The sequence below is a fragment of the Roseobacter sp. HKCCA0434 genome, from assembly GCF_032464675.1.
Classification (GTDB): domain Bacteria; phylum Pseudomonadota; class Alphaproteobacteria; order Rhodobacterales; family Rhodobacteraceae; genus Pontivivens.
Map to the genome: position 1 here is coordinate 1 of NZ_JAWDKL010000008.1, position 22,778 is coordinate 22,778.

Annotated in this window: 20 protein-coding genes; 7 read left to right on the plus strand and 13 right to left on the minus strand. The window is 68.3% G+C overall.

The genetic code is table 11. The features are described 5' to 3' along the window. Positions 1 to 1,340 (plus strand): ATP-dependent DNA helicase RecG (recG, locus tag RX333_RS06705; RefSeq protein ID WP_316014156.1); only part of this gene is annotated, 1,340 nt, incomplete at its 5' end. A 317-nt stretch (positions 1,341 to 1,657) separates the two neighbouring features. Here the strand turns inward: recG and RX333_RS06710 are convergent. Then, positions 1,658 to 2,122 (minus strand): iron-sulfur cluster assembly scaffold protein, encoded by a 465-nt coding sequence (locus RX333_RS06710; RefSeq protein WP_316014157.1) that lies wholly within the window; start codon positions 2,120 to 2,122, stop codon positions 1,658 to 1,660. Between the two features lie 67 nt (positions 2,123 to 2,189). Here RX333_RS06710 and hisI point away from each other — a divergent pair, with 67 nt between their 5' ends. Beyond that, entirely contained in the window at positions 2,190 to 2,552 is a 363-nt protein-coding gene (hisI, locus tag RX333_RS06715) for a phosphoribosyl-AMP cyclohydrolase (RefSeq protein WP_316014158.1), read from the plus strand. A 24-nt stretch (positions 2,553 to 2,576) separates the two neighbouring features. Here the strand turns inward: hisI and gluQRS are convergent, their stop codons facing one another. The 9 genes from gluQRS to RX333_RS06760 all read right to left on the minus strand — a co-directional run bounded on the left by gluQRS (position 2,577) and on the right by RX333_RS06760 (position 12,093). Beyond that, positions 2,577 to 3,446 (minus strand): tRNA glutamyl-Q(34) synthetase GluQRS, encoded by an 870-nt coding sequence (gluQRS, locus tag RX333_RS06720; protein WP_316014159.1) that lies wholly within the window; start codon positions 3,444 to 3,446, stop codon positions 2,577 to 2,579. Beyond that, positions 3,427 to 4,032: a class I SAM-dependent DNA methyltransferase gene (locus RX333_RS06725; RefSeq protein ID WP_316014160.1), complete on the minus strand. Its 606-nt coding sequence runs from the start codon at positions 4,030 to 4,032 to the stop codon at positions 3,427 to 3,429. The genes gluQRS and RX333_RS06725 overlap by 20 nt, the downstream gene beginning before the upstream one ends. A gap of 43 nt (positions 4,033 to 4,075) precedes the next feature. Next, a complete protein-coding gene (trmFO, locus tag RX333_RS06730) occupies positions 4,076 to 5,449 on the minus strand; it encodes a methylenetetrahydrofolate--tRNA-(uracil(54)-C(5))-methyltransferase (FADH(2)-oxidizing) TrmFO (protein ID WP_316014161.1) in 1,374 nt (457 codons plus the stop codon). A 66-nt stretch (positions 5,450 to 5,515) separates the two neighbouring features. Next, on the minus strand, positions 5,516 to 5,911 hold the full coding sequence (locus RX333_RS06735) for a DoxX family protein (RefSeq protein WP_316014162.1): 396 nt from the start codon (positions 5,909 to 5,911) through the stop codon (positions 5,516 to 5,518). Then, positions 5,892 to 8,567 carry a DNA gyrase subunit A gene (gene gyrA, locus RX333_RS06740; RefSeq protein ID WP_410056055.1) on the minus strand — a complete coding sequence of 892 codons (2,676 nt, stop codon included), beginning with the start codon at positions 8,565 to 8,567 and terminating at the stop codon, positions 5,892 to 5,894. Before gyrA ends, RX333_RS06735 begins: the two co-directional genes overlap by 20 nt. Positions 8,568 to 8,727: 160 nt before the next feature. Further along, positions 8,728 to 9,930 (minus strand): AI-2E family transporter, encoded by a 1,203-nt coding sequence (locus RX333_RS06745; protein WP_316014164.1) that lies wholly within the window; start codon positions 9,928 to 9,930, stop codon positions 8,728 to 8,730. 95 nt (positions 9,931 to 10,025) lie between these two features. Then, positions 10,026 to 10,535: a single-stranded DNA-binding protein gene (gene ssb / locus RX333_RS06750; protein WP_316014165.1), complete on the minus strand. Its 510-nt coding sequence runs from the start codon at positions 10,533 to 10,535 to the stop codon at positions 10,026 to 10,028. A 108-nt stretch (positions 10,536 to 10,643) separates the two neighbouring features. Next, entirely contained in the window at positions 10,644 to 11,474 is an 831-nt protein-coding gene (locus tag RX333_RS06755; protein ID WP_316014166.1) for a LysM peptidoglycan-binding domain-containing protein, read from the minus strand. A 4-nt stretch (positions 11,475 to 11,478) separates the two neighbouring features. Continuing rightward, positions 11,479 to 12,093, minus strand: a complete 615-nt coding sequence (locus tag RX333_RS06760; RefSeq protein ID WP_316014167.1) for a rhodanese-like domain-containing protein — start codon at positions 12,091 to 12,093, stop codon at positions 11,479 to 11,481. A gap of 267 nt (positions 12,094 to 12,360) precedes the next feature. Here RX333_RS06760 and uvrA point away from each other — a divergent pair, with 267 nt between their 5' ends. Then, a complete protein-coding gene (gene uvrA, locus RX333_RS06765) occupies positions 12,361 to 15,237 on the plus strand; it encodes an excinuclease ABC subunit UvrA (protein WP_316014168.1) in 2,877 nt (958 codons plus the stop codon). 31 nt (positions 15,238 to 15,268) lie between these two features. Here the strand turns inward: uvrA and RX333_RS06770 are convergent, their stop codons facing one another. Continuing rightward, positions 15,269 to 15,568, minus strand: coding sequence for a hypothetical protein (locus RX333_RS06770; RefSeq protein ID WP_316014169.1), 300 nt, complete (start codon positions 15,566 to 15,568; stop codon positions 15,269 to 15,271). A 126-nt stretch (positions 15,569 to 15,694) separates the two neighbouring features. Here RX333_RS06770 and RX333_RS06775 point away from each other — a divergent pair, with 126 nt between their 5' ends. From RX333_RS06775 to RX333_RS06790, 4 genes are all read left to right on the plus strand, one after another. Beyond that, on the plus strand, positions 15,695 to 16,129 hold the full coding sequence (locus RX333_RS06775) for a CBS domain-containing protein (RefSeq protein ID WP_316014170.1): 435 nt from the start codon (positions 15,695 to 15,697) through the stop codon (positions 16,127 to 16,129). 91 nt (positions 16,130 to 16,220) lie between these two features. Beyond that, on the plus strand, positions 16,221 to 16,715 hold the full coding sequence (gene coaD, locus RX333_RS06780) for a pantetheine-phosphate adenylyltransferase (RefSeq protein WP_316014171.1): 495 nt from the start codon (positions 16,221 to 16,223) through the stop codon (positions 16,713 to 16,715). A gap of 90 nt (positions 16,716 to 16,805) precedes the next feature. Next, positions 16,806 to 17,288, plus strand: coding sequence for a peptidylprolyl isomerase (locus RX333_RS06785; RefSeq protein WP_410056056.1), 483 nt, complete (start codon positions 16,806 to 16,808; stop codon positions 17,286 to 17,288). Further along, a complete protein-coding gene (locus RX333_RS06790) occupies positions 17,288 to 17,818 on the plus strand; it encodes a peptidylprolyl isomerase (protein ID WP_410056057.1) in 531 nt (176 codons plus the stop codon). The genes RX333_RS06785 and RX333_RS06790 overlap by 1 nt, the downstream gene beginning before the upstream one ends. 77 nt (positions 17,819 to 17,895) lie before the next feature. Here RX333_RS06790 and RX333_RS06795 read toward each other — a convergent pair whose 3' ends face one another. Further along, entirely contained in the window at positions 17,896 to 21,495 is a 3,600-nt protein-coding gene (locus RX333_RS06795) for an efflux RND transporter permease subunit (RefSeq protein ID WP_316014174.1), read from the minus strand. Further along, positions 21,492 to 22,607: an efflux RND transporter periplasmic adaptor subunit gene (locus RX333_RS06800; protein ID WP_316014175.1), complete on the minus strand. Its 1,116-nt coding sequence runs from the start codon at positions 22,605 to 22,607 to the stop codon at positions 21,492 to 21,494. The genes RX333_RS06795 and RX333_RS06800 overlap by 4 nt, the downstream gene beginning before the upstream one ends. Positions 22,608 to 22,778 lie beyond the last annotated feature (171 nt).

Consider the following 22,778-nt stretch of genomic DNA (forward strand, 5'->3'; position numbering starts at 1 on the left):
AGGGGGACGGCAGGCTGCGGGCGCAGGTGCTGGCGGCGCTGCCCTACGCGCCGACCGGGGCGCAGACCCGCGCGGTGGCCGAGATCACCGGCGACATGGCCGCGCCGATCCGCATGAATCGCCTGCTGCAAGGCGACGTGGGGGCGGGCAAGACGCTGGTCGCGCTGCTCGCCATGCTGGCGGCGGTGGAGGCGGGCGGGCAGGCCGCGCTGATGGCCCCGACGGAGATCCTCGCCCGCCAGCATCTGGAGGCGCTGGCCCCGCTGGCCGAGGGGCAGGGCATCCGGCTCGACATCCTGACGGGGCGCGACAAGGGGCCGGTCCGGCAGGAGAAGCTGGCCGCACTTGCCGAGGGGCGCATCCACATCCTCGTCGGCACGCACGCGCTGTTCCAGTCGGACGTGACCTTCGCCGACCTGCGCCTCGCCATCATCGACGAGCAGCACCGTTTCGGCGTGCGCGAGCGGATGAGCCTGGGGGAGAAGGGGCGGGCGGTCGATATCCTCGTGATGACGGCGACGCCGATACCGCGCTCGCTGAGCCTCGCGCAATATGGCGACATGGATCTCAGCGTGCTCGACGAGAAGCCGCCGGGCCGCAAGCCGGTGGAGACGGCGCTGGTCTCCTCCGAGCGGATGGAGCAGGTCGTCACGCGGCTGCGCGCCGCCATCGCCGAGGGGCGGCAGGCCTATTGGGTCTGCCCGCTGGTCGAGGAGAGCGAGGTGGTCGAGATGGCCGCCGCCGAGGAGCGGTTCCGTGCGCTGCGCCTCGCACTGGGCGAGGGGGTCGTCGGGCTGGTGCATGGTCGCCTTCCTCCGGCGGAGAAGGACGCGGCGATGGCCGATTTCGTGGCCGGTCGCACGCGCGTGCTGGTCGCGACCACGGTGATCGAGGTCGGGGTGAACGTGCCCGCCGCCTCGATCATGGTGATCGAGCAGGCGGAACGATTTGGTTTGGCGCAGTTGCACCAACTGCGCGGGCGCGTCGGGCGCGGGGCGGAGAAATCGACCTGCCTCTTGATGTACCAGCCACCGCTGGGCGACACGGCGCGCGCGCGGCTGGAGATCATGCGCGAGACCGAAGACGGCTTTCGCATCGCCGACGAGGACCTGCGCCTGCGCGGGGCGGGCGACGTGCTGGGCACCGCGCAGTCGGGCTTGCCCCGGTTCCGCATCGCCGATCTGGAGCGGCAGACCGCACTTCTGGCGCTGGCGCAGAAGGAGGCGCGGCTGCTGCTCGACCGCGACCCGGAGCTGGCGGGCGAGCGGGGAGAGGCCGTGCGCACGATGCTCTACCTGATGGAGCAGGACCGGGCGATCCGGCTGCTGACCGTCGGCTAAGCGGAAATTCGCGCGACGTTCGCAAATGTTCCAGTTTTGTCTTGACCCGACTCGGCTCTTAAGAGAACGTTAAGGCAACACGGAACACAGGAGGCCGCGATGATCCCCCGCATGCTGAACACCGCCCGCACGCACGGAACGGAAATCGTCGGCGATGCGATCGGCCTCGCCGCCATCTGTGTGATGATTGTCAGCGCGCTGATGTTCTGACGGAGCATCGGCCCGCTTTCTGCCCCGAGACCGGCCCGCCTGCCACCGCCGCCGCATGTCCCTGCCGCGCCGGATCGGGCGGTCTCGACCCAACTCGCCGCGCGCCCTCAGGGTGTCGCGGCGATTTTTTCGTCTGCAAGCTGTTCGAGCGCCGCGACGGTTGCGTCGGGCACCAGGAGGATCGAGGCGTGGCGGTTGCGATAGGCGCGGGCCGGTTCCAGCGCCGCGTAGCCGTCGAAGGGCGCGGAGGGCACCGGGCCTTCGTCCTTGAGCATGGCGCGCAGGGCGTCGCGCCCGGCGCGCGCCTCCTCCAGCGTCAGACCCTCGGCCTGCGCGGCGAAGACCGCAGCCGAGGCCTGGCCGAGCGCGCAGGCCTTCACGTCCTGCCCGAAGCGGGTGATCCGCCCGTCCTCGACATCGACATCCACCGTGACGGTGGAGCCGCAGAGCGGCGAGCGTTTCGTCACCGTCGCGTCGGGCGCGTCGAGCCGTTCGTGATGCGGGATGTCGGCCGCCAGCGCCAGGATGCGCTGGGAATAGAGCTTCATCATCTCGTCGTCGCGGTCGCTCATGCTCTCGCCTTTCTGCCGTTGGCCTCTTAGATAGGCTGACTGCACGGTACAGGAAAGAGGCCCGCCCATGACCGCGACATTCGATCCCGCCACCCTGCGCTACACCGCCGACGGACTGATCCCGGCCATCGCGCAGGACGAGGGCGGCGAGGTGCTGATGATGGCGTGGATGACGCGGGAGACGGTGGCCGAGACGCTCGCCACCGGGCGCGTCTGCTACTGGAGCCGCTCGCGTCAGGCCTTCTGGCGCAAGGGGGAGACCTCGGGCCACGTCCAGACGCTGATCGAGATGCGGGTGGATTGCGACCGCGACTGCCTGCTGATGACCGTGCGGCAGGAGGGACCGGCCTGCCACACGAACCGGCGGTCCTGCTTCTACACCGCGATCCGGGACGGGCGGGAGGTCATCACCTCCGACCCGATCGCCTGACGGCCGCCGCCGACGGGGATATTTCTACGAATCCGAAAGGCCGATGGCGCGGCGGATGTCGGCGGGCGTCCAGCCCTGCGCGCGCAGCAGGGACAGCGCACGGGCGTCGTCGCGCTTGGCCAGCCGCTTGCCGTCAGCGTCTCGGATCAGGCGGTGGTGGCGGTAGAGCGGGGTCGGCAGGTCCAGCAGCGCCTGAAGGATGCGGTGGATCGGCGTCGCCTCGAACAGATCGCGCCCACGGGTGACATGGGTGATGGCTTGCGCGGCGTCGTCCACGACGACCGCGACGTGATATGAGGTGCCGATATCGCGGCGCGCCAGCACGATGTCGCCCACCCCGGTGCGCAGCGCGTCGGGGTCGAGCGGGATGCACCCCGTCTGACCCTCCGGGCCCTCGTCGAGTTCGGTGAAGGTCAGGCGCCGCACGGCCTCGTCGCCGCCCAGGGCAGCGATGGCGGCAGCCATGTCGAGGCGGATTGCGTTGGCCTCCTCGGGGTGCCCGGCCCGGCGGCAGGTGCCCGGATAGACCAGCCCGTCCGGCCCCGTCACCGGCGCGCCCTCCTGCGGAGCGCTGAGTGCGGCGCGGATGTCGCCGCGCGTACAGGTGCAAGCATAGGTCAGGCCCGCCGCCGTCAGGCGCGCGACGGCGTCGCGGTAGAGGGGCAGACGCTCCGATTGACGCAGTACGGGCCGCTCCCAGTCGAGGTCGAGCCAGTGCAGGTCCTGCTCGATCGCCGCCTCCCAGTCCGGGCGGCTGCGGGCAGTGTCGATGTCTTCCATGCGCAGCAGGAACCTGTCGGCCCCGCGCGCCGCGGTCAGGGCGCTGAAAGCGTGGCCCAGATGCAGCGGCCCGGTGGGGGAGGGGGCGAAGCGCTCAACCCTTCTGGAGGACATAGACCGTCGCGCCCAGATCCTCGGCCGGGATGTGGGGGCCGTGTTCGCGGAACAGGCAGCGGGCCGAGCCGCTGTCGGTCCAGGCACCGATGCGGGCCTCGAAGCTGCGGGCGGCGAGCGCGTGGTCGTTGAGCGAGAAGACCAGCCGTCCGCCCGAGGGCAGGGCGCCGAGCAGCAGATCGATGGTCTCGGGCGGCGCATGTCCCGGCGCGATGACGCCGATGGCGGCGATGCTGTCCGGCGTCGGTCCCGGCAGGCCGTCGGAGCCCGGTGCGATCTCGTGCAGGTTCCGGTAGATCCCCCGCTCCCGCGCCTTGGCGAGCATGTCCGCGTTCACGTCGCAGCCGTCGAGCGTCTCGAACCCGGCGCGTTTCAGCGCGCCCCCCGACAGGCCCGTGCCGCAGCCGAAATCGAGCACGGTGCCGTCCGTCGGCGCATCGCAGGCAGCCAGCGCCTCGGCGCAACGGCGGGGCGAGGCGTAGCCGCTCGCCTCCAGTTCCGCGTCGTAGCTCTCGGCCCAATCGGAATAGAGCCGGTCCATGTCCGTGTCGTCGCGATAGGCCTTGTCCAAGAAGCGTTGCGTCATCCGGGTCCTCCTGACGGTCAGGATACCGGATGGGGCAGGCTTCTCAAGCCGTTACGGTTTCGCGCGCGGGCAGGGCGGCGAGCCAGGCCTGCCAGTCGGCCTTGGCCCGCTCCGTATAGGCGATCTTGCGGTCCTTCTTGCCCCGGCGGCCCTTCTTCGGCGCGTCGAGCGGCGGGAACAGGCCGAAATTCACGTTCATCGGCTGGAAGGTCTCCGCCTCCGCCCCGCCGGTGATGTGGCCGAGCAGCGCGCCGATGGCTGTGGTCTGCGGCGGCGTGGCGATTTCGATCCCCAGCGCCTCGTAGGCGGCGAGGCGTCCGGCCAGGAGGCCCATCGCCGCCGACTCGACATAGCCCTCCACCCCCGTGACCTGGCCTGCGAAGCGCAGATCGGGGCGTGCGCGCATCCGCATCCGGCCGTCGAGCAGGCGCGGCGAGTTCAGGAAGGTGTTGCGGTGCATGCCGCCGAGCCGCGCGAACTCGGCGTTCTCCAGCCCCGGAATGGATCGGAACACATCCGTCTGCGCGCCGTATTTCATCTTCGTCTGGAAGCCGACGATGTTGTAGAGCGTGCCGAGCGCATTTTCCCGGCGCAGCTGCACCACGGCATGCGCCTTCACGTCCGGCTGGTGCGGATTGGTCAGGCCAACCGGCTTCATGGGTCCCCAGCGCAGGGTCTCGCGCCCGCGTTCGGCCATCACCTCGATCGGCAGGCAGGCGTCGAAATAGGGGGTGTCGCGCTCCCACTCCTTGAACTCGGTCTTGGGCGCGGCGAGCAGCGCGTCGATGAAGGCCTCGTATTGCGCCTCGTCCATCGGGCAGTTGAGATAGGCGGTGCGCTCCTCCTCCGTCTCGCCCTTGTCGTAACGGGACTGGAACCACGCCTTGCTCAGGTCGATGCTGTCGGCATGGACGATGGGGGCGATGGCGTCGAAGAAGGCGAGGCTTTCCTCGCCCGACAGCGCGCGCAGTGCCTCGGCCAGCGCGGGAGAGGTCAGCGGGCCGGTGGCCACGATGGTCGAGCCCCACTCCTCGGGCGGCAGGCCCGCCACCTCGCCGCGCGCGATCTCGATCAGCGGGTGGCCCTCGATCTTTGCCGTGATCTCGTCGGAGAATGCGTCGCGGTCCACGGCCAGCGCGCCACCCGCGGGCAGGGCATGGCGATCGCCGGTCGAGATGATCAGCCCGCCCGCCTGCCGCATCTCCCAGTGCAGAAGGCCCACCGCGTTGCTCTCGTCATCGTCCGAGCGGAAGGAGTTGGAGCAGACGAGCTCCGCCAGCCCCTCGGTCTGGTGGGCGAAGGTCTCGACGGTCGGGCGCATCTCGTGCAGCACGACCGGAACGCCGAGCTCGGCGGCCTGCCAGGCGGCCTCGCATCCGGCCATGCCGCCGCCGACGATGTGAATGGGGTGTGTCATGCCCCGCGATCTACGCGCTCCGGCCCGGTTTGAAAAGGAGCGAGGCTTTCGGATTGGCGGAAATACTCAGGCCCGCCGGTCGAGGGCGATGCGCCCGCCGCCCTGTGCCGCCAGCACCAGCAGCCCGCCCGCGATGGCCCAATTCTTGACGAAGATGCTCATCTGCCACGGATCGTCGGGGATCAGGTGAAAGAGGCTCGTGACCATGCAGTAGGCCGCGAGCGCCGCCGCAATCGGGCGCAGCCACAGACCCGCGATCAGGCAGAGCGCGCCGAGCGCGTTGAAGGCGGTGGCGGGCCAGACCAGCCAGCCCGGCAGACCGCGCCCGGTCAGCAGCTCCGCCGCCGGGGCGGGGTCGACCAGTTTCTGCGCCGTGCCTGCCACGAAGAGCAGGCCGAGCAGAACCCGGCCCGCGAAGGCGGTCCAGTCAGACAGCCCCGTCTCAGACCGGCTCGGGCGCATCGGCCACCGGGTCGTCGCCCTCGTCACCCTGATCGGCGATCCACGCGACGCTCACCACCTTCTCGCCCTCGCGGGTGTTGAAGACGCGCACGCCACCGGCCGAGCGGGAGCGGAAGGAGATGTCCGAGACCGGCGTGCGGATCGACTGGCCGGTATTGGTGGCCAGCATGATCTGGTCGTCAAGATCGACGGGGAAGGAGGCGATCAGCTCGCCGCCGCGCATCGCCTTGTCCATCGCCATGACGCCCTGGCCGCCGCGTCCGCGCACCGGGTAGTCGTGCGAGGACGAAAGCTTGCCCGCGCCGTTCTCGGTCAGCGTCAGGATCAGGTCCTCGGCCGCCGACATCTCGGCATACCGCTCGGGGCTGATGGCACCCGGTGCCACGTCGTCCTCGTCGCCCGCTTCTTCCTCGGTCTGGCCGGCGACGGCGCGGCGCATCTTGAGATAGGCGGCGCGCTCCGCCGGATCGGCCTCGAAATGCCGGATCACGGACATGGAGACGACGCGGTCCTCGGTGCCGAGCTTGATGCCGCGCACGCCCGTGGAGGTGCGGGAGTTGAAGACGCGCACCGCGGTGGAGGGGAAGCGGATGGCCCTGCCGGACGCGGTCATCAGCATCACGTCATCCTCCTCGCCGCAGATGCGGGCGTTGACGAGGCGCGTGCCGTCATCGGGCAGGCGGATGGCGATCTTGCCGTTGCGCATGATATTGGTGAAGTCGGACAGGCGGTTGCGCCGCACGTCGCCCGCCGAGGTGGCGAAGACCACCTGCAAATCGCCCCAGTCGGCCTCGTCCCGGTCGACGGGCATGGTCGCGGCGATGCCGGTGCCCGGCTCGATCGGCAGGATGTTGACCAGCGCCTTGCCCCGCGCGTTGCGCCCGCCCAAGGGCAGCCGCCAGGTCTTGAGCTGGTAGACCATGCCATCGGTGGTGAAGAACAGGATGGCCGTGTGGGTGTTGGCGACGAACAGGGTCGTGACGAAATCCTCGTCCTTCATGTTCATGCCGCCGACGCCCTTCCCGCCACGCTTCTGCGCGCGGTATTCGTCGAGCGGGGTGCGCTTGATGTAGCCGCCATTGGTGATGGTCACGACCATCTCGGCCGGCTCGATCAGGTCCTCGTCCTCCATGTCGCCGACATAATCGGCGATCTCGGAGCGGCGCGGGGTCGCGTATTTCTCGCGCACCTCGGCGATCTCGTCGCGGATGATGGCCATGATCCGGTCGCGGCTGCGAAGGATGTCGAGATAGTCGGCGATCTTTCCGGCGAGCACTTCCAGCTCGTCCGTGATCTCCTTCACCCCCAGCGCGGTCAGGCGCTGCAGGCGCAGTTCGAGGATGGCGTTGGCCTGTTCCAGCGACAGGTTGTAGGTGCCGTCATCGTTCATCGTGTGGCTGGGATCGTCGATCAGGCGAATATAGTCCGCGATGCTCTCGGCGGGCCAGCGGCGGGTCATCAGCTTCTCGCGCGCCTCGCCCCGGTCGGCGGAGGCGCGGATGGTCGCGACCACCTCGTCCACGTTCTCGACCGCGACGGCCAGGCCGGACAGGATATGGGCCCGCTCGCGCGCCTTCATCAGCTCGTGCGCGGTGCGTCGGGCGACGACCTCCTCGCGAAAATCGACGAAGGCCTTGAGGAAGCCACGCAGGGTCAGCTGCTCGGGCCGGCCGGAATTCAGCGCCAGCATGTTCGCGCCGAAGCTCGTCTGCATCGGCGTGAAGCGGTAGAGCTGGTTGAGCACCACATCCGCCGTCGCGTCGCGCTTCAGCTCGATCACGACGCGCACGCCGAAGCGGTCGCTCTCGTCCTGGACATGGGCGATGCCCTCGATCTTCCGGTCGCGCGCGAGTTCCGCGATGCGCTCGATCATCGTGGACTTGTTCACCTGGTAGGGGATCTCGGTCACGACGATGGCGTAGCGGTCCTTGCGGATCTCCTCGACCTTGGTGCGGGCGCGGATCACGACAGAGCCGCGTCCCTCCAGATAGGCCTTCCGCGCGCCGGAGCGCCCGATGATGATGCCGCCCGTGGGGAAATCGGGGGCGGGCACGTGCTCCATCAGTGCCTCGGAGCTGAGGTCTGGGTCGTCGATCAGCGCGGTCGCGGCATCGAGCACCTCGCCCAGATTGTGCGGCGGGATGCGGGTCGCCATGCCGACCGCGATCCCCTCGGCCCCGTTGACCAGCAGGTTGGGGTAGCGCGCGGGCAGGACCGTCGGCTCCTCGTCCTTGCCGTCGTAGTTGGGCTGGAAGTCGACCGTGTCCTTGTCGATATCGGCCAGCATCGCGTCGGCGGGCGGTGCCATGCGCACCTCGGTATAGCGCATCGCCGCGGGCGCATCCCCGTCCATCGAGCCGAAGTTGCCCTGACCGTCGAGCAGCGGGAGCCGCATCGAGAAATCCTGCGCCATGCGCACCAGCGCGTCATAGATCGCGGTGTCGCCGTGCGGGTGGTACTTACCGATCACGTCGCCGACGGGGCGCGCCGACTTGCGGTAGCCCTTGTCGGCGGTGTTGCCCGTCTCGTGCATCGCGTAGAGGATGCGCCGGTGCACCGGCTTCAGCCCGTCGCGCACGTCGGGGATGGCGCGCGAGATGATGACGCTCATCGAATAGTCGAGGAAGGAGCGCTTCATCTCCTCCTCGATGGTGATCGAGGGGCCGTCATAGGACGGGGTGGCGGGCTCGTCGTCTTCGGGTGTTTCGGGGCTGTCGCTCAACTCGTGCTCCTGCCGTCGCGCTGTCGCTAGATGTTGTGTAACTTATGCGACAACGGGGCGGTGAAGGCAACGCGAAGGCCCGCGTTCGGAGGGCTTATTTGTCCGGTTCGATGGGTTTTTCCGCATCCTCCGCAGCGAGGAAACTGCCGAAGGCGTTGAGCGCCGGGATGTGCTCGGAAAACACCCGCATCACGACCAGGATCGGCACCGCGACGATCATGCCGACGACCGACCAGAGCCAGGCCCAGAACGCGACCGACAGGAACACCACGACCGGATTCAGCTTCAGCGAGCGTCCGACGAAATAGGGGGTGATGAACTGCCCCTCGATCGTGGTCAGCATCATGTAAGCCCCTGCCGCGAAGACGGCGAGCCAGATGTCGGGCAGGGCCACGATGCCGACGGCGAGCGCACTGACCGTGCCGATGATCGCGCCGATATAGGGCATGAAGTTCAAGACGAAGGCCACGACGCCGAACAGCAGCGGATCGGGCATCCCGAAGGCCCACATGGCGAGCCCGATCGCGACGCCCAGCGCGGCATTCACCAGCGTGATGGTGAACAGGTAGTAGCCCACGCGCCGCTCGATATCGGCGGCGATGCGCACCGCCTTGCGCTTGTCGCGAAAGCGCGGCATCGCCTCGACCATGCGCTGCTGGAACAGATCGCCCGAGGCGAGCACGAAGAACAGCAGCGCCAGCGTGAAGACGATCTGCCCCACCACCAGCGGCGCGGTCGCGGCGATGCGCGAGAGGATGCCGCCATCGTTCTCGCTGACCTCGATCTCCATCTGCTGCGGTTGCCGCACGGTGCCGGGCGTCTCGACCTCCTCCTCGTTGCCATCGGCGAGGTCGTCGATCTGGCGGGCGGCCTCGCTGACCGCCTCGACCGTGCCCTGCAGGCTTTCGAGCTTGGTCTCGATCTGCGCGGTGATGCGCGGAGCGTCCGCAATCCATTTCGAGACCGGCTGCGCCAGCCCGGCAAAGAGACCGGCGATGGCGAGCATCAGCAGGGCGGTGATGACGAAGGCGGCGGCGCCGTTCGACAGCCCGATCTTGTTGAGCCCGCGACGCACGGGCCGGAAGACCAGCGCCAGCAGGGCCGCGAACATCACCGGGATGAGGAAGGCGCGCGCGGCGGCCAGCGCCCCGATGGCGAGGATCAGCGCGACGATCCCGACCGACCACATGAAGACGCTTGGCAACCGGATCGGCATCGCCGCGGCCGGGCCCATCTGAGCCTGGGCATGCTCATCTTCCACGCCCTGCGAGCCACTGGCCTGTGCGTCGTTCGCCATCCGATCTGATCCCCCTCCGGTCCTCGTGACGAAGGTAGATGGATGACTGCGGCTATCAACCGCAGGGTAGCGGCGTCACGCGAAAAACCGCGGCGTCAGAACGGGATGTCGTCATCCATGTCCGAGCCGTAGCCCCCGTCCTGCGAGCCGCCGCCCGAGCCGCGCCCGCCGCCGCCGTAGGAGCCGCCATTGCCGCCGCCATAGGAGCCGCCGCCGCCGCCGTAGTCACCGCCACCGCCGCCGCCGCCTTCTCCGCGACCGTCGAGCATGGTCAGCGTGGAGGTGTAGGGCCGCAGGACGACCTCGGTCGAATAGCGGTCCTGGCCGGACTGGTCCTGCCATTTGCGGGTTTCCAGCTGACCCTCGATATAGACCTTCGAGCCTTTGCGCAGGTATTGCTCGGCCACGCGGACCAGCGGTTCGGAAAAGATGGCGACGCTGTGCCATTCCGTCCGCTCGCGTCGCTCGCCCGAGTTCTTGTCGCGCCACGTCTCGGAGGTGGCGATGCGCAGGTTGCACACCTTGCCGCCGTTCTGGAAAGACCGCGTTTCGGGGTCGCGGCCGAGATTGCCGATCAGGATGACCTTGTTGACGCTGCCTGCCATGGTCCGTCTCCGTGCACTGATTCACTGGATGGGCAGACTAGGCTTGTCCCGCCGCGGTGAACAAGCCGTAAACGGGGGGCAGGGCCCGATCGGCCCAGCCCCGGTCTTTCAGGGGCGCGGAACGGTCAGCACGGTGCCGACCCGCAGTTGGTTGGGGTTGGCCATGTTGGCGCGGTTCGCCTCGTAGATCCGCCGGTAAGCCAGCGCGTCGCCGTAGATCGCGTTGGCGATGACGCCCAGCGTGTCGCCCGGCTCCACCCGGATCTGTCCGGCATCGCCGTCCCAGGTGATGCGGTCGCGCAGATCGCCGAAGGTTTCCTGCTCCACCGCCGTCAGCTCGGGCAGCCCGGACTCCTGTGCGGCGATATCGACCTCCTCGGTGGTCTCCTCCACCGCTGCGGGGGCGGCCAGCGCCACCTCGACCGTCTCGGTCGTGGCGCGGGTTCGCGCCCCCTCGGATTGCAGCATGGCGAGGTAGTCGGTGTCGACGGAGCGCTGTTCGGCCACACGCGTGCGCCCGATCACGCCGCGCAGCAGCGAGACGGCGTCGAGCGCGCCGTCCCCGTCCGACAGGGCGACCGGGATCGGCCCGACATAGCGGTCGCGGTAGACGTCCATCAGCAGGTCCGCGATCTCCTCCGCGTCGAGCCCGGCATCGCGCCCGGCATCGAGCAGGCGCTCGGCCGCGCTGCGCAGGTTGGTGGTGGCGCCGTCCGACAGGCTGACGCCCTGTTCGGCCCTGAGATCCTCGGCCGCGAGCTCGGCCACGGCGCGCAGCACGCGCTCGGCATAGGCGGCGAGGCGGCGCTCCTCGCTGGCGGTGGCCTGGGCGAGGTGCAGCTCGGCACCCGGCGTTGCGGATTGCAGGGCCCGCGGGGCCGCGCCGGCCGGCAGCGCGACGATCAGGCAGGCGGTGGCGGTTGCGATATGTCTGAACATGGCCTCACCCCGTCGCCGGCACTTCGACGGTCAGGCCCAGCATCAGCCAGTTCTGCATGCCGCCGCGGTAGTAGCGCAGCTTCTCGGCCGGATAGCCCAGCTCCAGCAGGTTGCGGATGGCCGTCGGGCTCTGCCCGCACCAGGGGCCGTTGCAGAACATCATCAGCTCGCGCGCCTCGGCGAAATCCCAGGTGCCATTCGAGCGCAGCTGTCCGCCGAACTGCCGCAGCAGCGGATCGAGGAACGGGTTCTCGTTGGACGGCGTGAACAGGTTGAACGGCAGGTTCACCGCGCCCGGAATGGTGCCGCCGTCGAACCAGTCGGTCAGACGGCTGTCGATCAGCAGGCCGTTGCCCGGCACCACGTACTCCTCGATGAAGGCGATCAGCTCCAGCTCACCGACCGTGGTGACGCCTTCGGCCACCTGGAAGGGCTGGATGCAGAAGGGCGGGCAGGGGCGCGAGGTCCGGGCGAAATCGTCGACGATGCGCGCCTCGGTATCCTGGTTGCGCTCGATCATCACGAAGCTGTCGCCAACCTCCGCCTCGTACCACGGCATGTCCTGCGTGATGAAGACGTCCTGCGCCTGAGCGCCGGTTCCGATGACCAAGGTTGCCAAGGCGGCAAGCCTTCCGAACCCGATTTTCATTTCGCTCTCCCGAATTGAGGCCGGTCTCGCGCAGGTGCGATCCCGACAAAGCAGTGCCCCCATAGGTTGAGTTTACCCCACTACCGGTTGCGTTAACAGAACCTATCGCCCCTTGGTCGAACAGCGCGTTTGCGCGACAACCTAGCGGCGATCAGGTGCTTGTTCTCGTCCTGTTCCGTGGTAAACGGCGTGTGCGCACCTACATGATGCGCCTGACCCGGCGGAGGAGCTGACGACATGGCCGATCTCAAGACGATCTCGATTCGCGGCGCGCGGGAGCACAACCTCAAGTCGGTGGATGTCGACCTGCCGCGCGACGAGCTGATCGTGATCACCGGGCTGTCGGGCTCGGGCAAGTCCTCGCTGGCTTTCGACACGATCTATGCCGAGGGGCAGCGCCGCTATGTCGAGTCGCTCAGTGCCTATGCGCGGCAATTCCTCGACATGATGCAGAAGCCGGACGTGGACCATATCAGCGGCCTCAGCCCCGCGATCTCGATCGAGCAGAAGACGACGAGCAAGAACCCGCGCTCCACAGTCGGCACCGTGACCGAGATCTACGACTACATGCGGCTTCTGTTCGCACGCGTCGGCGTGCCCTATTCGCCCGCCACCGGCCTGCCCATCGAGGCGCAGCAGGTGTCGGAGATGGTGGACCGCGTCATGGCGATGGAGGAGGGGACCCGCGCCTACCTGCTCGCCCCCATCATCCGCGACCGCAAGGGCGAGTATCGCAAGGAATTCGCCGAGCTGAAGAAGCAGGGCTTCCAGCGCGTGAAGGTGAACGGGGAGTTCCACGAGCTGGACGAGCCGCCGACCCTAGACAAGAAGTTCCGCCACAATATCGACGTGGTCGTGGACCGGATCGTGGTGCGCGAGGGGATGGAGACGCGGCTGGCCGACAGCTTCCGCACCGCGCTCGACCTCGCCGACGGCATCGCCGTGCTGGAGACCGCGCCGCGCGCCGACGACGCGGGCAACACGCCCGAGCCGGATCGCATCACCTTCTCCGAAAATTTCGCCTGCCCGGTCTCCGGCTTCACCATTCCCGAGATCGAGCCACGGCTGTTCTCGTTCAACGCGCCCTTCGGGGCCTGCCCGGTCTGCGACGGGCTGGGAGTGGAGCTGTTCTTCGACGAGCGGCTGATCGTGCCGGATGAGGGCTTGAGCCTCTACAAGGGCGCGGTGGCGCCGTGGTCCAAGTCGAAATCCCCCTATTTCCGCCAGACCATCGACGCGCTCGCCAAGCATTACGAATTCGACAAGAACGCGCCGTGGTCGAAGCTGCCCGCCCATGTGAAGCAGCTGATCCTGCACGGATCGGGCGAGGAGAAGATCAAGTTCCGCTATGACGAGGGCGGCCGGGTCTACGAGATCTCCCGCGTGTTCGAGGGGGTCGTTCCCAATCTCGAACGCCGCTACCGCGAGACGGATTCGAGCTGGTCGCGCGAGGAGATGGAGCGCTACCAGAACAACCGGGCCTGCGGGGCCTGCGACGGCTACCGGCTGAAGCCCGAGGCGCTGGCGGTCAAGATCGACGGCTGCCATGTCGGGCAGGTGGTCGAGCTGTCGATCCGCGACGCGCTCGACTGGATCGAGAAGGCCCCCGGCACGCTCAGCAAGCAGCGGCAGGAGATCGCCCGCGCGATCTTCAAGGAGATCCGCGAGCGGCTGGGCTTCCTCGTCAATGTCGGCCTCGACTACCTGACGCTCAGTCGCAATTCCGGCACGCTGTCGGGCGGCGAGAGCCAGCGCATCCGGCTCGCCAGCCAGATCGGCAGCGGCCTGACCGGCGTGCTCTACGTGCTCGACGAGCCGTCCATCGGCCTGCACCAGCGCGACAATGATCGCCTGCTGACCACCCTCAAGAACCTGCGAGACGCGGGCAATACCGTGATCGTGGTCGAGCATGACGAGGAGGCGATCCGCGAGGCGGACTACGTTCTCGACATCGGCCCCGGCGCGGGCGTGCATGGCGGGCAGATCATCGCCCACGGCACCCCGGCCGAGATCGCGGCGAGCGAGAATTCGATCACCGGTCAGTACCTGACCGGCAAGCGCGAGATCGCGGTGCCCGCCGAGCGGCGCAAGGGCAGCGGCAAGTCGGTCAAGGTCGTGGGCGCCACCGGCAACAACCTCAAGGACGTGACGGCGGAATACCCGCTCGGCACGCTGTGCTGCGTCACCGGCGTGTCGGGCGGCGGCAAGTCCACTCTGACCATCGAGACGCTGTTCAAGACCGCCTCGATGCGGCTGAACGGCGCGCGCCAGACGCCCGCGCCGTGCCAGACCATCAAGGGGCTGGAGCATCTGGACAAGGTCATCGACATCGACCAATCGCCCATCGGGCGCACGCCGCGTTCCAACCCCGCGACCTATACCGGCGCCTTCACCCCGATCCGCGACTGGTTCGCGGGCCTGCCAGAGGCGAAGACCCGCGGATACAAGCCCGGCCGCTTCTCCTTCAACGTGAAGGGCGGGCGCTGCGAGGCCTGCCAGGGCGACGGGGTCATCAAGATCGAGATGCACTTCCTGCCCGATGTCTACGTCACTTGCGAGACCTGCGACGGCGCGCGCTACAATCGCGAGACGCTGGAGGTGAAGTTCAAGGGCCACTCCATCGCCGACGTGCTCGACATGACCATCGAGGACGCGGCGGAGCTGTTCCAGGCCGTGCCCGCCATCCGCGACAAGATGGAGACGCTCAAGCGCGTGGGCCTCGGCTACATCAAGGTCGGGCAGTCCTCCACCACCCTGTCGGGCGGCGAGGCGCAGCGGGTGAAGCTGTCCAAGGAGCTGAGCAAGCGCGCCACGGGCCGCACGCTCTACATCCTCGACGAGCCGACCACCGGCCTGCATTTCGAGGACGTGAACAAGCTGCTGGAGGTGATCCAGGAGCTCGTGGATCAAGGCAATTCCGTGGTGGTGATCGAGCACAATCTCGACGTCATCAAATGCGCCGACTGGATCATCGATATCGGCCCCGAGGGCGGCGATGGCGGCGGGCAGATCGTCGCGACCGGCACGCCCGAGCAGGTGGCGCAGAGCGAGGCGAGCCATACCGGGCGCTATCTGCGCGACATGCTGGGCAAGCGACCGCTGGCCGCCGAGTGACCGACGCCCGCGCCGCGGTCAGTTTCGTATATCAGTGGTCGTCGTCGTAGAAGATCTCGCGCACGATCAGCTGCGGCCCTTCGAGCAACAGCACCAGATTGCTGCTGGCCACGCGGTAATACGTGGCCCCGTCGACCGGGTCACGGCCGAGCGTTTCGGGCGGCACGATGCGCAGGATTGCGCTACCCACCAGCGGTTCTCCCTCGCGGATGACGAGGCCCAGCTGCTCGGGCCAGATGCAGCCCGATTTCGTGTCGAGCTGCGGCGGCTCGCAATCGTGCTGCCCCAGCGCCGGGGCGAGGGGAAGACAGGACGCGAGAAACGTCAGCACATATGTCCAGTTGCGAAACACCATGGCTTTTCAACGCGCCCGCAGGCGTTTCGATCCGTCCCCGCACGGATTCTTGACGTGGGATCGCTCCGTGCGTCACAGTCGGAAGAAACAAGGGGGTCGATCATGCTCGTCCAGCACATTCTTTCCGGCAAACAAGGCGGGGTGGAGACCATCACCTCCGACGCATCGGTCAACGAGGCCACCAAGGTCCTGTCGCGTCGCAAGATCGGCGCGTTGATCGTATCGGATGACGAGGGCAAGTCGATCCGCGGCATCCTGTCCGAACGCGATATCGTGCGCGAGGTCGGCGCGCGGGGGGCCGCGGCCCTGTCCGACAGCGTCATGGACATCATGACCGCCAAGGTCCAGTCGTGCAAAACCGACGACAATGCGGTCGAGGTGCTGGCCCGCATGACCTCGGGCCGGTTCCGGCACATGCCGGTGCTCGACGGCGAGGCGCTGATCGGCGTCGTGTCGATCGGCGACGTGGTCAAGGCGCGCCTGGGCGAGGTGGAGAACGAGAACTCCGCCTTGGCCGACATGATCCGCGGCTACTGACGCCCGACCCACGCGCGCGATCACGAATGGTTGACCGCGCGCGCGTAATATTGTTGCGTGCGCGAAACGCGACCCCGACCGGAGGCCTCACATGCGCACCGCTCTCTATCCCGGCACCTTCGATCCGCTGACGCTGGGCCATCTCGACGTGATCCGCCGCGCCATGACGCTGGCCGACCGGCTGGTGATCGGCGTGGCGATCAACCGCGACAAGGGCCCGCTGTTCTCGCTCGACGAACGGGTCGCGATGATCGTGGGCGAGACGAAGGGCCTGGCGGAACGGATGGGATGCGAATTGATCGTGCATCCGTTCGAGAACCTGTTGATCCACTGTGCCCGCGACGTCGGTGCAAGCATGATCGTGCGCGGCCTGCGCGCCGTCTCCGACTTCGAGTACGAGTTCCAGATGGTCGGCATGAACCGCGCCATGGATGACGAGATCGAGACCGTGTTCCTGATGGCCGACGCGCATCACCAGGCCATCGCTTCGCGGCTGGTCAAGGAGATCTGCCGTCTGGAGGGTGACATCTCCTCGTTCGTGCCGCCGGACGTGGCGCGCGCTTTGAAGGAACGCCTGCACGGCTGACGCCCGCGTGACTGGCCCTCGCGCCCGCGTGGTCCTACATAGGGGACGAACCGCAAACGCGAGGAGTCTTGCATGGCCGACGAGAACACCATGACCATCACGCTGAAGGACGGCGACGTCGTCTGCCAGCTCAACCCCGACATCGCGCCCAAGCATGTCGAGCGCATTCGCACGCTGGTCGAGCAAGGCGCCTATGACGGCGTCGCCTTCCACCGGGTGATCGACGGTTTCATGGCGCAGACCGGCGACGTGGAACATGGCAAGGAAGGCGGCGACGCACGCCGCGCGGGCACCGGCGGCTCCGACATGCCCGACCTTCCGGCCGAGTTCTCCAAGGTGCCGTTCGAGCGTGGGACGCTGGGCATGGCACGGGCGCAGAACCCGAATTCCGCCAATTCGCAATTCTTCATCATGTTCCAGGAAGGCTCGTTCCTGAACGGCCAGTACACCGTGTTCGGCCAGGTGACGAGCGGGATGGAGCATGTCGACAAGATCAAGCGTGGCGCGGGCCAGTCCGGCGCCGTCACCGACCCCGACCGCATGATCAAGGTCCGCATGGGAGATGCCGCATGATCGCGCGTATCGCACTGATCGCCGCATTCGCCGCGACCCCGCTCGCCGCGCAGGACCTGGTGCTGGAGATGGAGGCGGGCGAGATCCGCATCGATCTGGCCGAGGAGGCCGCACCCCTTCATGTCGAGCGCATCTCGACCCTGGCGGGCGAGGGCGCCTATGACGGCGTCGCCTTCCACCGCGTAATCGAGGGCTTCATGGCCCAGACCGGCGACGTGGGCTGCGGCGTGGCGGATGCCACCTGCCCCGCGGGCACCGGCGGTTCGGACTATGACGACCTGCCGGCGGAGTTCTCGGACATCTCCTTCGAGCGCGGCGTGGTCGGCATGGCCCGCACCGCCGATCCGGACTCGGCCAACTCCCAGTTCTTCATCATGTTCGCGCCCGCGCCGCATCTCAACGGCCAGTACACCGTGATCGGCGAAGTGACCGAAGGCATGGAGATCGTCGACGGCATCACCCGCGGCAGCGGGCAGGGCGGCACCGTGGCCGATCCCGACCGCATCGTCTCGGCCCGCATCGAGGATTGATTTCGGCGCCAATGGCTCCGTGAAACGCGAAACGGCCCGCCTGTAAAGGGCGGGCCGTTTTCCTTTACGGGCCGTGGCTACTCCGCCGCCAGCGGTCTCGCCTCGGTCGGGCGGAACGGGTCATGGTAATCGTCGCGATCCGCGTCCCACTCCCAGGCGCGCGGGCCACTCATGCGCTGCATCCGCCGCCGCGTCCGCTCCACCTCGATCTCGTCATGGATGCGCGCATTGCCCAGCAGGTGCCCGCGCAGGAACCGCACCAGCCCGCGCGCCATCACCCCGATCCAGACCCGCACGGCCAGCATCGCGGGCGTGAAGACCAGCGTTAGCACCGTCGCGATGCCGAGGCCGAAGACCACCGCCGTCGCCAGCTGCTTCCACCACAGGGCGGTCGGCGCATCGACCGTGTAGCCCCCCGCGCCGAAGTCGAGATTGATCCCCAGCGCCATCGGCGCGAGACCCGCCATCGTCGTCACCGTGGTCAGCATCACCGGGCGCAGCCGGTCCTGCGCGGTGCGCGCGATCGCTTCCAGCCGCGGCATGTATCTCGCGTATTCCTGGTAGGTGTCGATCAGCACGATGTTGTTGTTCACCACGATCCCCGCCAGCGCGACGATCCCGGTGCCCGTCATGATGATCGAGAAGTTCTGGTCCATCAGGATCATGCCCCACAGCGACCCCGCCACCGACATCACCACAGCCAGCAGCACGACCACCGAGTTGTAGAGCGAGTTGAACTGCGCCAGCAGGATCACGAACATCAGCCCCAGCGCGCCCGCGAAGGCCGTCATCAGGAAGGCCTGGCTTTCGGCCTGCTCCTCCTGATCGCCGGTCCAGACCCAGCCGACCGTGGCGGGCAGGGGGTCCGTCTCCAGCCACCCGGTCAGGGCCGCGATGCGTTCGTTCGGGTTGAACGGCGTCAGCGTCTCGCCCTCCGCCGGGGTGTAGGCCTCCGCCTCCGCCGCGCTCAACACGTCGATGACCGCGCCCTCGCCGTCGCGCAGGGCGACCAGCCCGGCGGCCACGTTCGCCTTCACGTCGAAATAGCGTTCGGAGTTGAAGCGCGTGATCTCCGCCAGCTTCGGCACTGGCCGGCGCGTGACGAAGTTCGACAGCGGCACCAGCCCGTCCGCCGTGCGCACCTTCAGGCTGTCGAGCGTGGAGAGCAGCCGCTCCTCCTCGGGGAAGCGGACGCGAATCTCGATCTCCTCGTCCGAGCTGTCGACCCGCATGGTGTCGAGCAGGATGCCCCGCGTGACAAGCTGCACCATCGCGCCCACCGTCGCGACATCCGCGCCATAGCGCCCCGCCGCCACGACATCGACGTCGATCTGCCAGTCGATGCCGGGCAGGGGCAGCGTGTCCTCGATGTCGACCAGCCCGTCCGTCTCGGCGAAGCGGTCGCGCACGAGGCGCGTCGCCGCCTGCAGATCGTCCCAATCGTTGCCGCTCAGCCGCAGATGCACCGGCTTGCCCTGCGCGGGGCCCATCGCGGCCTCGGAAATCTCGGCGATCACGCCGGGAATGGCGGCGAGCCGCGCGTTGATCTCGTCGAGGATCACGTTGCCGTCGCGCCGCGTGCCCCAGGGGTCGAGCTCGATCTGCACCTGCCCGATCGCATCCTTGGGCGCGCTCGCCCCGCCGGTGTTCTGGTTCAGCCCGCCCGAGCCCGCGAAGGCGAAGATCGACTCGACCCCCTCGGTGCCCATGATGACGTCCTCGACCTGCGCGACGAGGCGGTCCTTCTCCTCCAGGCTCAGATTGCCGCGCGCGCGGACATAGGCGACGGCGCGCTCCGGCTCCTGCTCGACGAAGAACTCGACCTGCGTGCCCGAGGCCGGGAACCAGACCGTGAAGGTCAGGAAGACGAAGGCCCCGACGGCGACGATGCTGATGACCGGCGTGATCGGGTTCATGGTGTTGAGCCGCGTGAACCAGCCGAAGGCCGTGCGGCGATAGCCCGCCCGCGGCGCCCTCGGGCGGCCTTGCGGCTTCAGCGAAGCACCCACCACCGACAGCGCCATGAAGGCGAGCGTGGCCGCCACCGCGCAGGCGAAGACCGGCGCGCCGACCGGCACCAGCGCCAGCCCCGCGATCGCCGCGACCAGCGCCGCGGCCACCAGCAGGAACAGCACGATCCGCAGCGTCCAGTGCACGCTGGCCCGCAGCCCCCTCGCGCCGTTTTCCATCCCGCGCGTCACACGGCCCGCGACGCCGCCGACGACCGGCAGGTAGATCAGCGACACGACCAGTGCGGCGGACAGCACGAAGATCAGCGTGACCGGCAGCATCCCCATGAACTCCCCCGGCACACCGGGCCAGAACAGCATCGGCAGGAAGGCGCAGAGTGTCGTCGCGGTGGAGGAGACGATGGGCCAGAACATCCGCTTGGCCGAGTTGGCGTAGGCCTGCATCGGCCCCTCGCCGTCCTGGATGCGCTTGTCCGCGTATTCCACCACCACGATTGCCCCGTCGACCAGCATCCCCACGGCGAGGATCAACCCGAACATCACGATGTTGGAGATCGTCAGCCCCAGAACGCTGAGCAGCGCGAAGGTCAGCAGGAACGAGGTCGGGATGGCGAAGCCGACCAGCAGCGACGACCGCATCCCCAGTGCGGCCAGCATCACGATCATCACCAGCGCGATGGCCGTCAGGACCGAGGCCTCCAGCTGGCTGACCATGTCCGCCACATTGGTCGACTCGTCCATCGAGAAGTCGACCCGCACCGCCTCCCGCAATTCCTGCGGCCACAGCGCCGTCTGCTCGGCCACCGTCTGGCGCACCAGCGCGACCGTATCGATCAGGTTGACGCCCTTGCGCTTGACCACCTGCAACGCGACCGTCGTGTCGCCGTTGTAGCGCGCGGTCCCTTGCGCATCCTCGAAGGTCAGGCGGATATCGGCGAGGTCGCCCAGCGTGATGACCCGGTCGCCGTTCACCTTGACGGGCAGGGCATAGACATCCTCCGGCCCGTCGAAGCTCGACGGGACCTTCACGCTAAACGAGGCGGTGCCGCTGTCGACCGCGCCCGCGTTCACCAGCTGGTTGTTGTTGGTGACGACCGCCAGCAATTCCTGCGCGGTGACGTTGTACGCCTCCAGCCGCAGCGGGTCGATCGTGACCTCCAGCATCTCGTCGCGATGCCCGGCCAGGCCCGCCTCCAGCACCTGTGGCAGGGCCTCTACCTCGGTCTGCAGATCCTTGGCGACCCGCAAGAGCGTGCGTTCGGGCACGTCGCCGGACAGGCTGACCACGAGGATCGGGAATTCCGAGAAGTTGATCTCGCTGATCGTCGGCTCCTCGGCGGCGGCGGGGAATTCGCCCTGCGCCTGATCGACCTTGTCGCGAACCTCGGCCAGCGTGGCGGCCTTGTCCCAGCCGAACTCGAATTCCAGCACGACGATGCCGACGCTCTCGGCCGCCGTGGCCGACATGTCGGCGAGGCCGTCGAGGTCGCGCAGCTCGTTCTCCAGCGGCTGGACCAGCAGCGTCTCCGCATCCTCGGCGCTGACGCCGGGCAGGGGGGCGGTGACGACCAGCACGGGAATGTCGATGTCGGGCTCGCCCTCCTTGGGCAGACCGATATAGGCCATCAGCCCCGCCGCCAGCGACATGGCGATGAAGGCGAAGATCATCCGCGCCCGCGACGCGGCCCAGTCCACCATGCCGGTCATTGCGTGGCCCCCTCGGTCCGGTAGGTCGCCGTCACGGCGCGCCCGTCGCTGACGAATTCCTGCCCGACGACGATCACGTCCGCCTCGGCGGGCAGGCCCGCGACCCAGACGCCGTCGGCCCCGTCGCGGATGACTTCCACCGGCGCGAAGCGGGCGGCATCCTCCACCACCAGCCGCACCCCCAGCGTGCCCGCATCGTCTAGCGTCAGCGCGGTCTGCGGCAGCAGATGCGCCCGAACCCCGTCGAGCGCGATCAGGATCTCGGCGGTCGAGCCGTCGCGCAGCGTGCCGTCGGGATTGGGAATCGAGACCTCGACCCGGAAGGTCCGCGTCAGCGGATCGGCGGAGCGTCCGACGAAGGCGACCTCGCCGACCACCTCCTCGCCCGAGATCAGCCGCCCGCCCGCCATCGCGCCGGTGCGGATGCGCCCGATATCGCGTTCGGAGGCGAAGCCGACGAGGCGGATCTCGCTCAGATCCAGGATCGTCGCGCAGGTCGTGCCGGGCTGCATCAGCTGGCCCAGCTCCGCCGTGTCGTTCTCCAGGATGCCAGAGAAGGGCGCGGTGATCGTCAGCCGCTCCACCTCCCGCTCCGCCTGTTCGAGCGCGGAGGTCGCGGCCTCCAGCTGCGCGCGGCGCGAGATGGCGGTGTTCTCGGCGGCGAGCCCGCGTTCGGCCAGCTGGGCGGCGGCGGTCTCGTTGGCCTGCGCCTCGAGCAGCGCCGCACGCGCCTGCGCCACCGTCGCCTCGCGCGTGGCGGGGTCGAGGCGGCACAGCACGTCGCCTTCCTCAACGGACTGTCCCTTGCGCAGACGCTGGCTGACGATCTGCCCCGTTGTCTCCGCCTTCACGTCGAGCCGCCGCGCGGCCTCCGTCCGTCCGCGCAGGACGATGCCGCTCTCGACATCCTGCTCCTGCGAGCGCAGCGCGACCACCGCAACGGCACCGGTCCCCTGTGGCACCGTCGGTGCGGCCTCCGGCTCCTCGACGGGCGCGGCCTCCGCCGCCTCGGCCCGCTCAGGCAGGATCGAGACCAGCCAGGCCCGCTCCATCACCACGATATAGAGCGCGGCACAGACCAGCGCGGCAGTCAGCAGGGGCAGCAGTCTCATCGCGATCTCCGATCGGGTCTGCGGAGTTAAGAGAACGGGTGTCACTTTACTTAGCGGATTTCCGCCGTCGCACAAGCGCAACCCCTCTCCCATTCCGCATTCGATGCAATTTCACCGGCTGATACGTCCGCCGCGGCAGATCGGACCACCCTGGCGCGCGGTCAGGCTTTG

Bases quoted from the DNA above. Each gene is read 5' to 3' on its own strand.
- gluQRS (WP_316014159.1), bottom strand. From the start codon at position 3,446: ATGTCCTCCAGAAGGGTTGAGCGCTTCGCCCCCTCCCCCACCGGGCCG.
- RX333_RS06735 (WP_316014162.1), bottom strand. From the start codon at position 5,911: ATGCGCCCGAGCCGGTCTGAGACGGGGCTGTCTGACTGGACCGCCTTC.
- RX333_RS06745 (WP_316014164.1), bottom strand. From the start codon at position 9,930: ATGGCGAACGACGCACAGGCCAGTGGCTCGCAGGGCGTGGAAGATGAG.
- RX333_RS06775 (WP_316014170.1), top strand. From the start codon at position 15,695: ATGCTCGTCCAGCACATTCTTTCCGGCAAACAAGGCGGGGTGGAGACC.
- RX333_RS06785 (WP_410056056.1), top strand. From the start codon at position 16,806: ATGACCATCACGCTGAAGGACGGCGACGTCGTCTGCCAGCTCAACCCC.
- RX333_RS06725 (WP_316014160.1), bottom strand. From the start codon at position 4,032: ATGACGCAACGCTTCTTGGACAAGGCCTATCGCGACGACACGGACATG.
- coaD (WP_316014171.1), top strand. From the start codon at position 16,221: ATGCGCACCGCTCTCTATCCCGGCACCTTCGATCCGCTGACGCTGGGC.
- hisI (WP_316014158.1), top strand. From the start codon at position 2,190: ATGACCGCGACATTCGATCCCGCCACCCTGCGCTACACCGCCGACGGA.
- RX333_RS06710 (WP_316014157.1), bottom strand. From the start codon at position 2,122: ATGAGCGACCGCGACGACGAGATGATGAAGCTCTATTCCCAGCGCATC.
- RX333_RS06755 (WP_316014166.1), bottom strand. From the start codon at position 11,474: ATGTTCAGACATATCGCAACCGCCACCGCCTGCCTGATCGTCGCGCTG.
- trmFO (WP_316014161.1), bottom strand. From the start codon at position 5,449: ATGACACACCCCATTCACATCGTCGGCGGCGGCATGGCCGGATGCGAG.
- RX333_RS06795 (WP_316014174.1), bottom strand. From the start codon at position 21,495: ATGACCGGCATGGTGGACTGGGCCGCGTCGCGGGCGCGGATGATCTTC.
- RX333_RS06800 (WP_316014175.1), bottom strand. From the start codon at position 22,607: ATGAGACTGCTGCCCCTGCTGACTGCCGCGCTGGTCTGTGCCGCGCTC.
- ssb (WP_316014165.1), bottom strand. From the start codon at position 10,535: ATGGCAGGCAGCGTCAACAAGGTCATCCTGATCGGCAATCTCGGCCGC.
- uvrA (WP_316014168.1), top strand. From the start codon at position 12,361: ATGGCCGATCTCAAGACGATCTCGATTCGCGGCGCGCGGGAGCACAAC.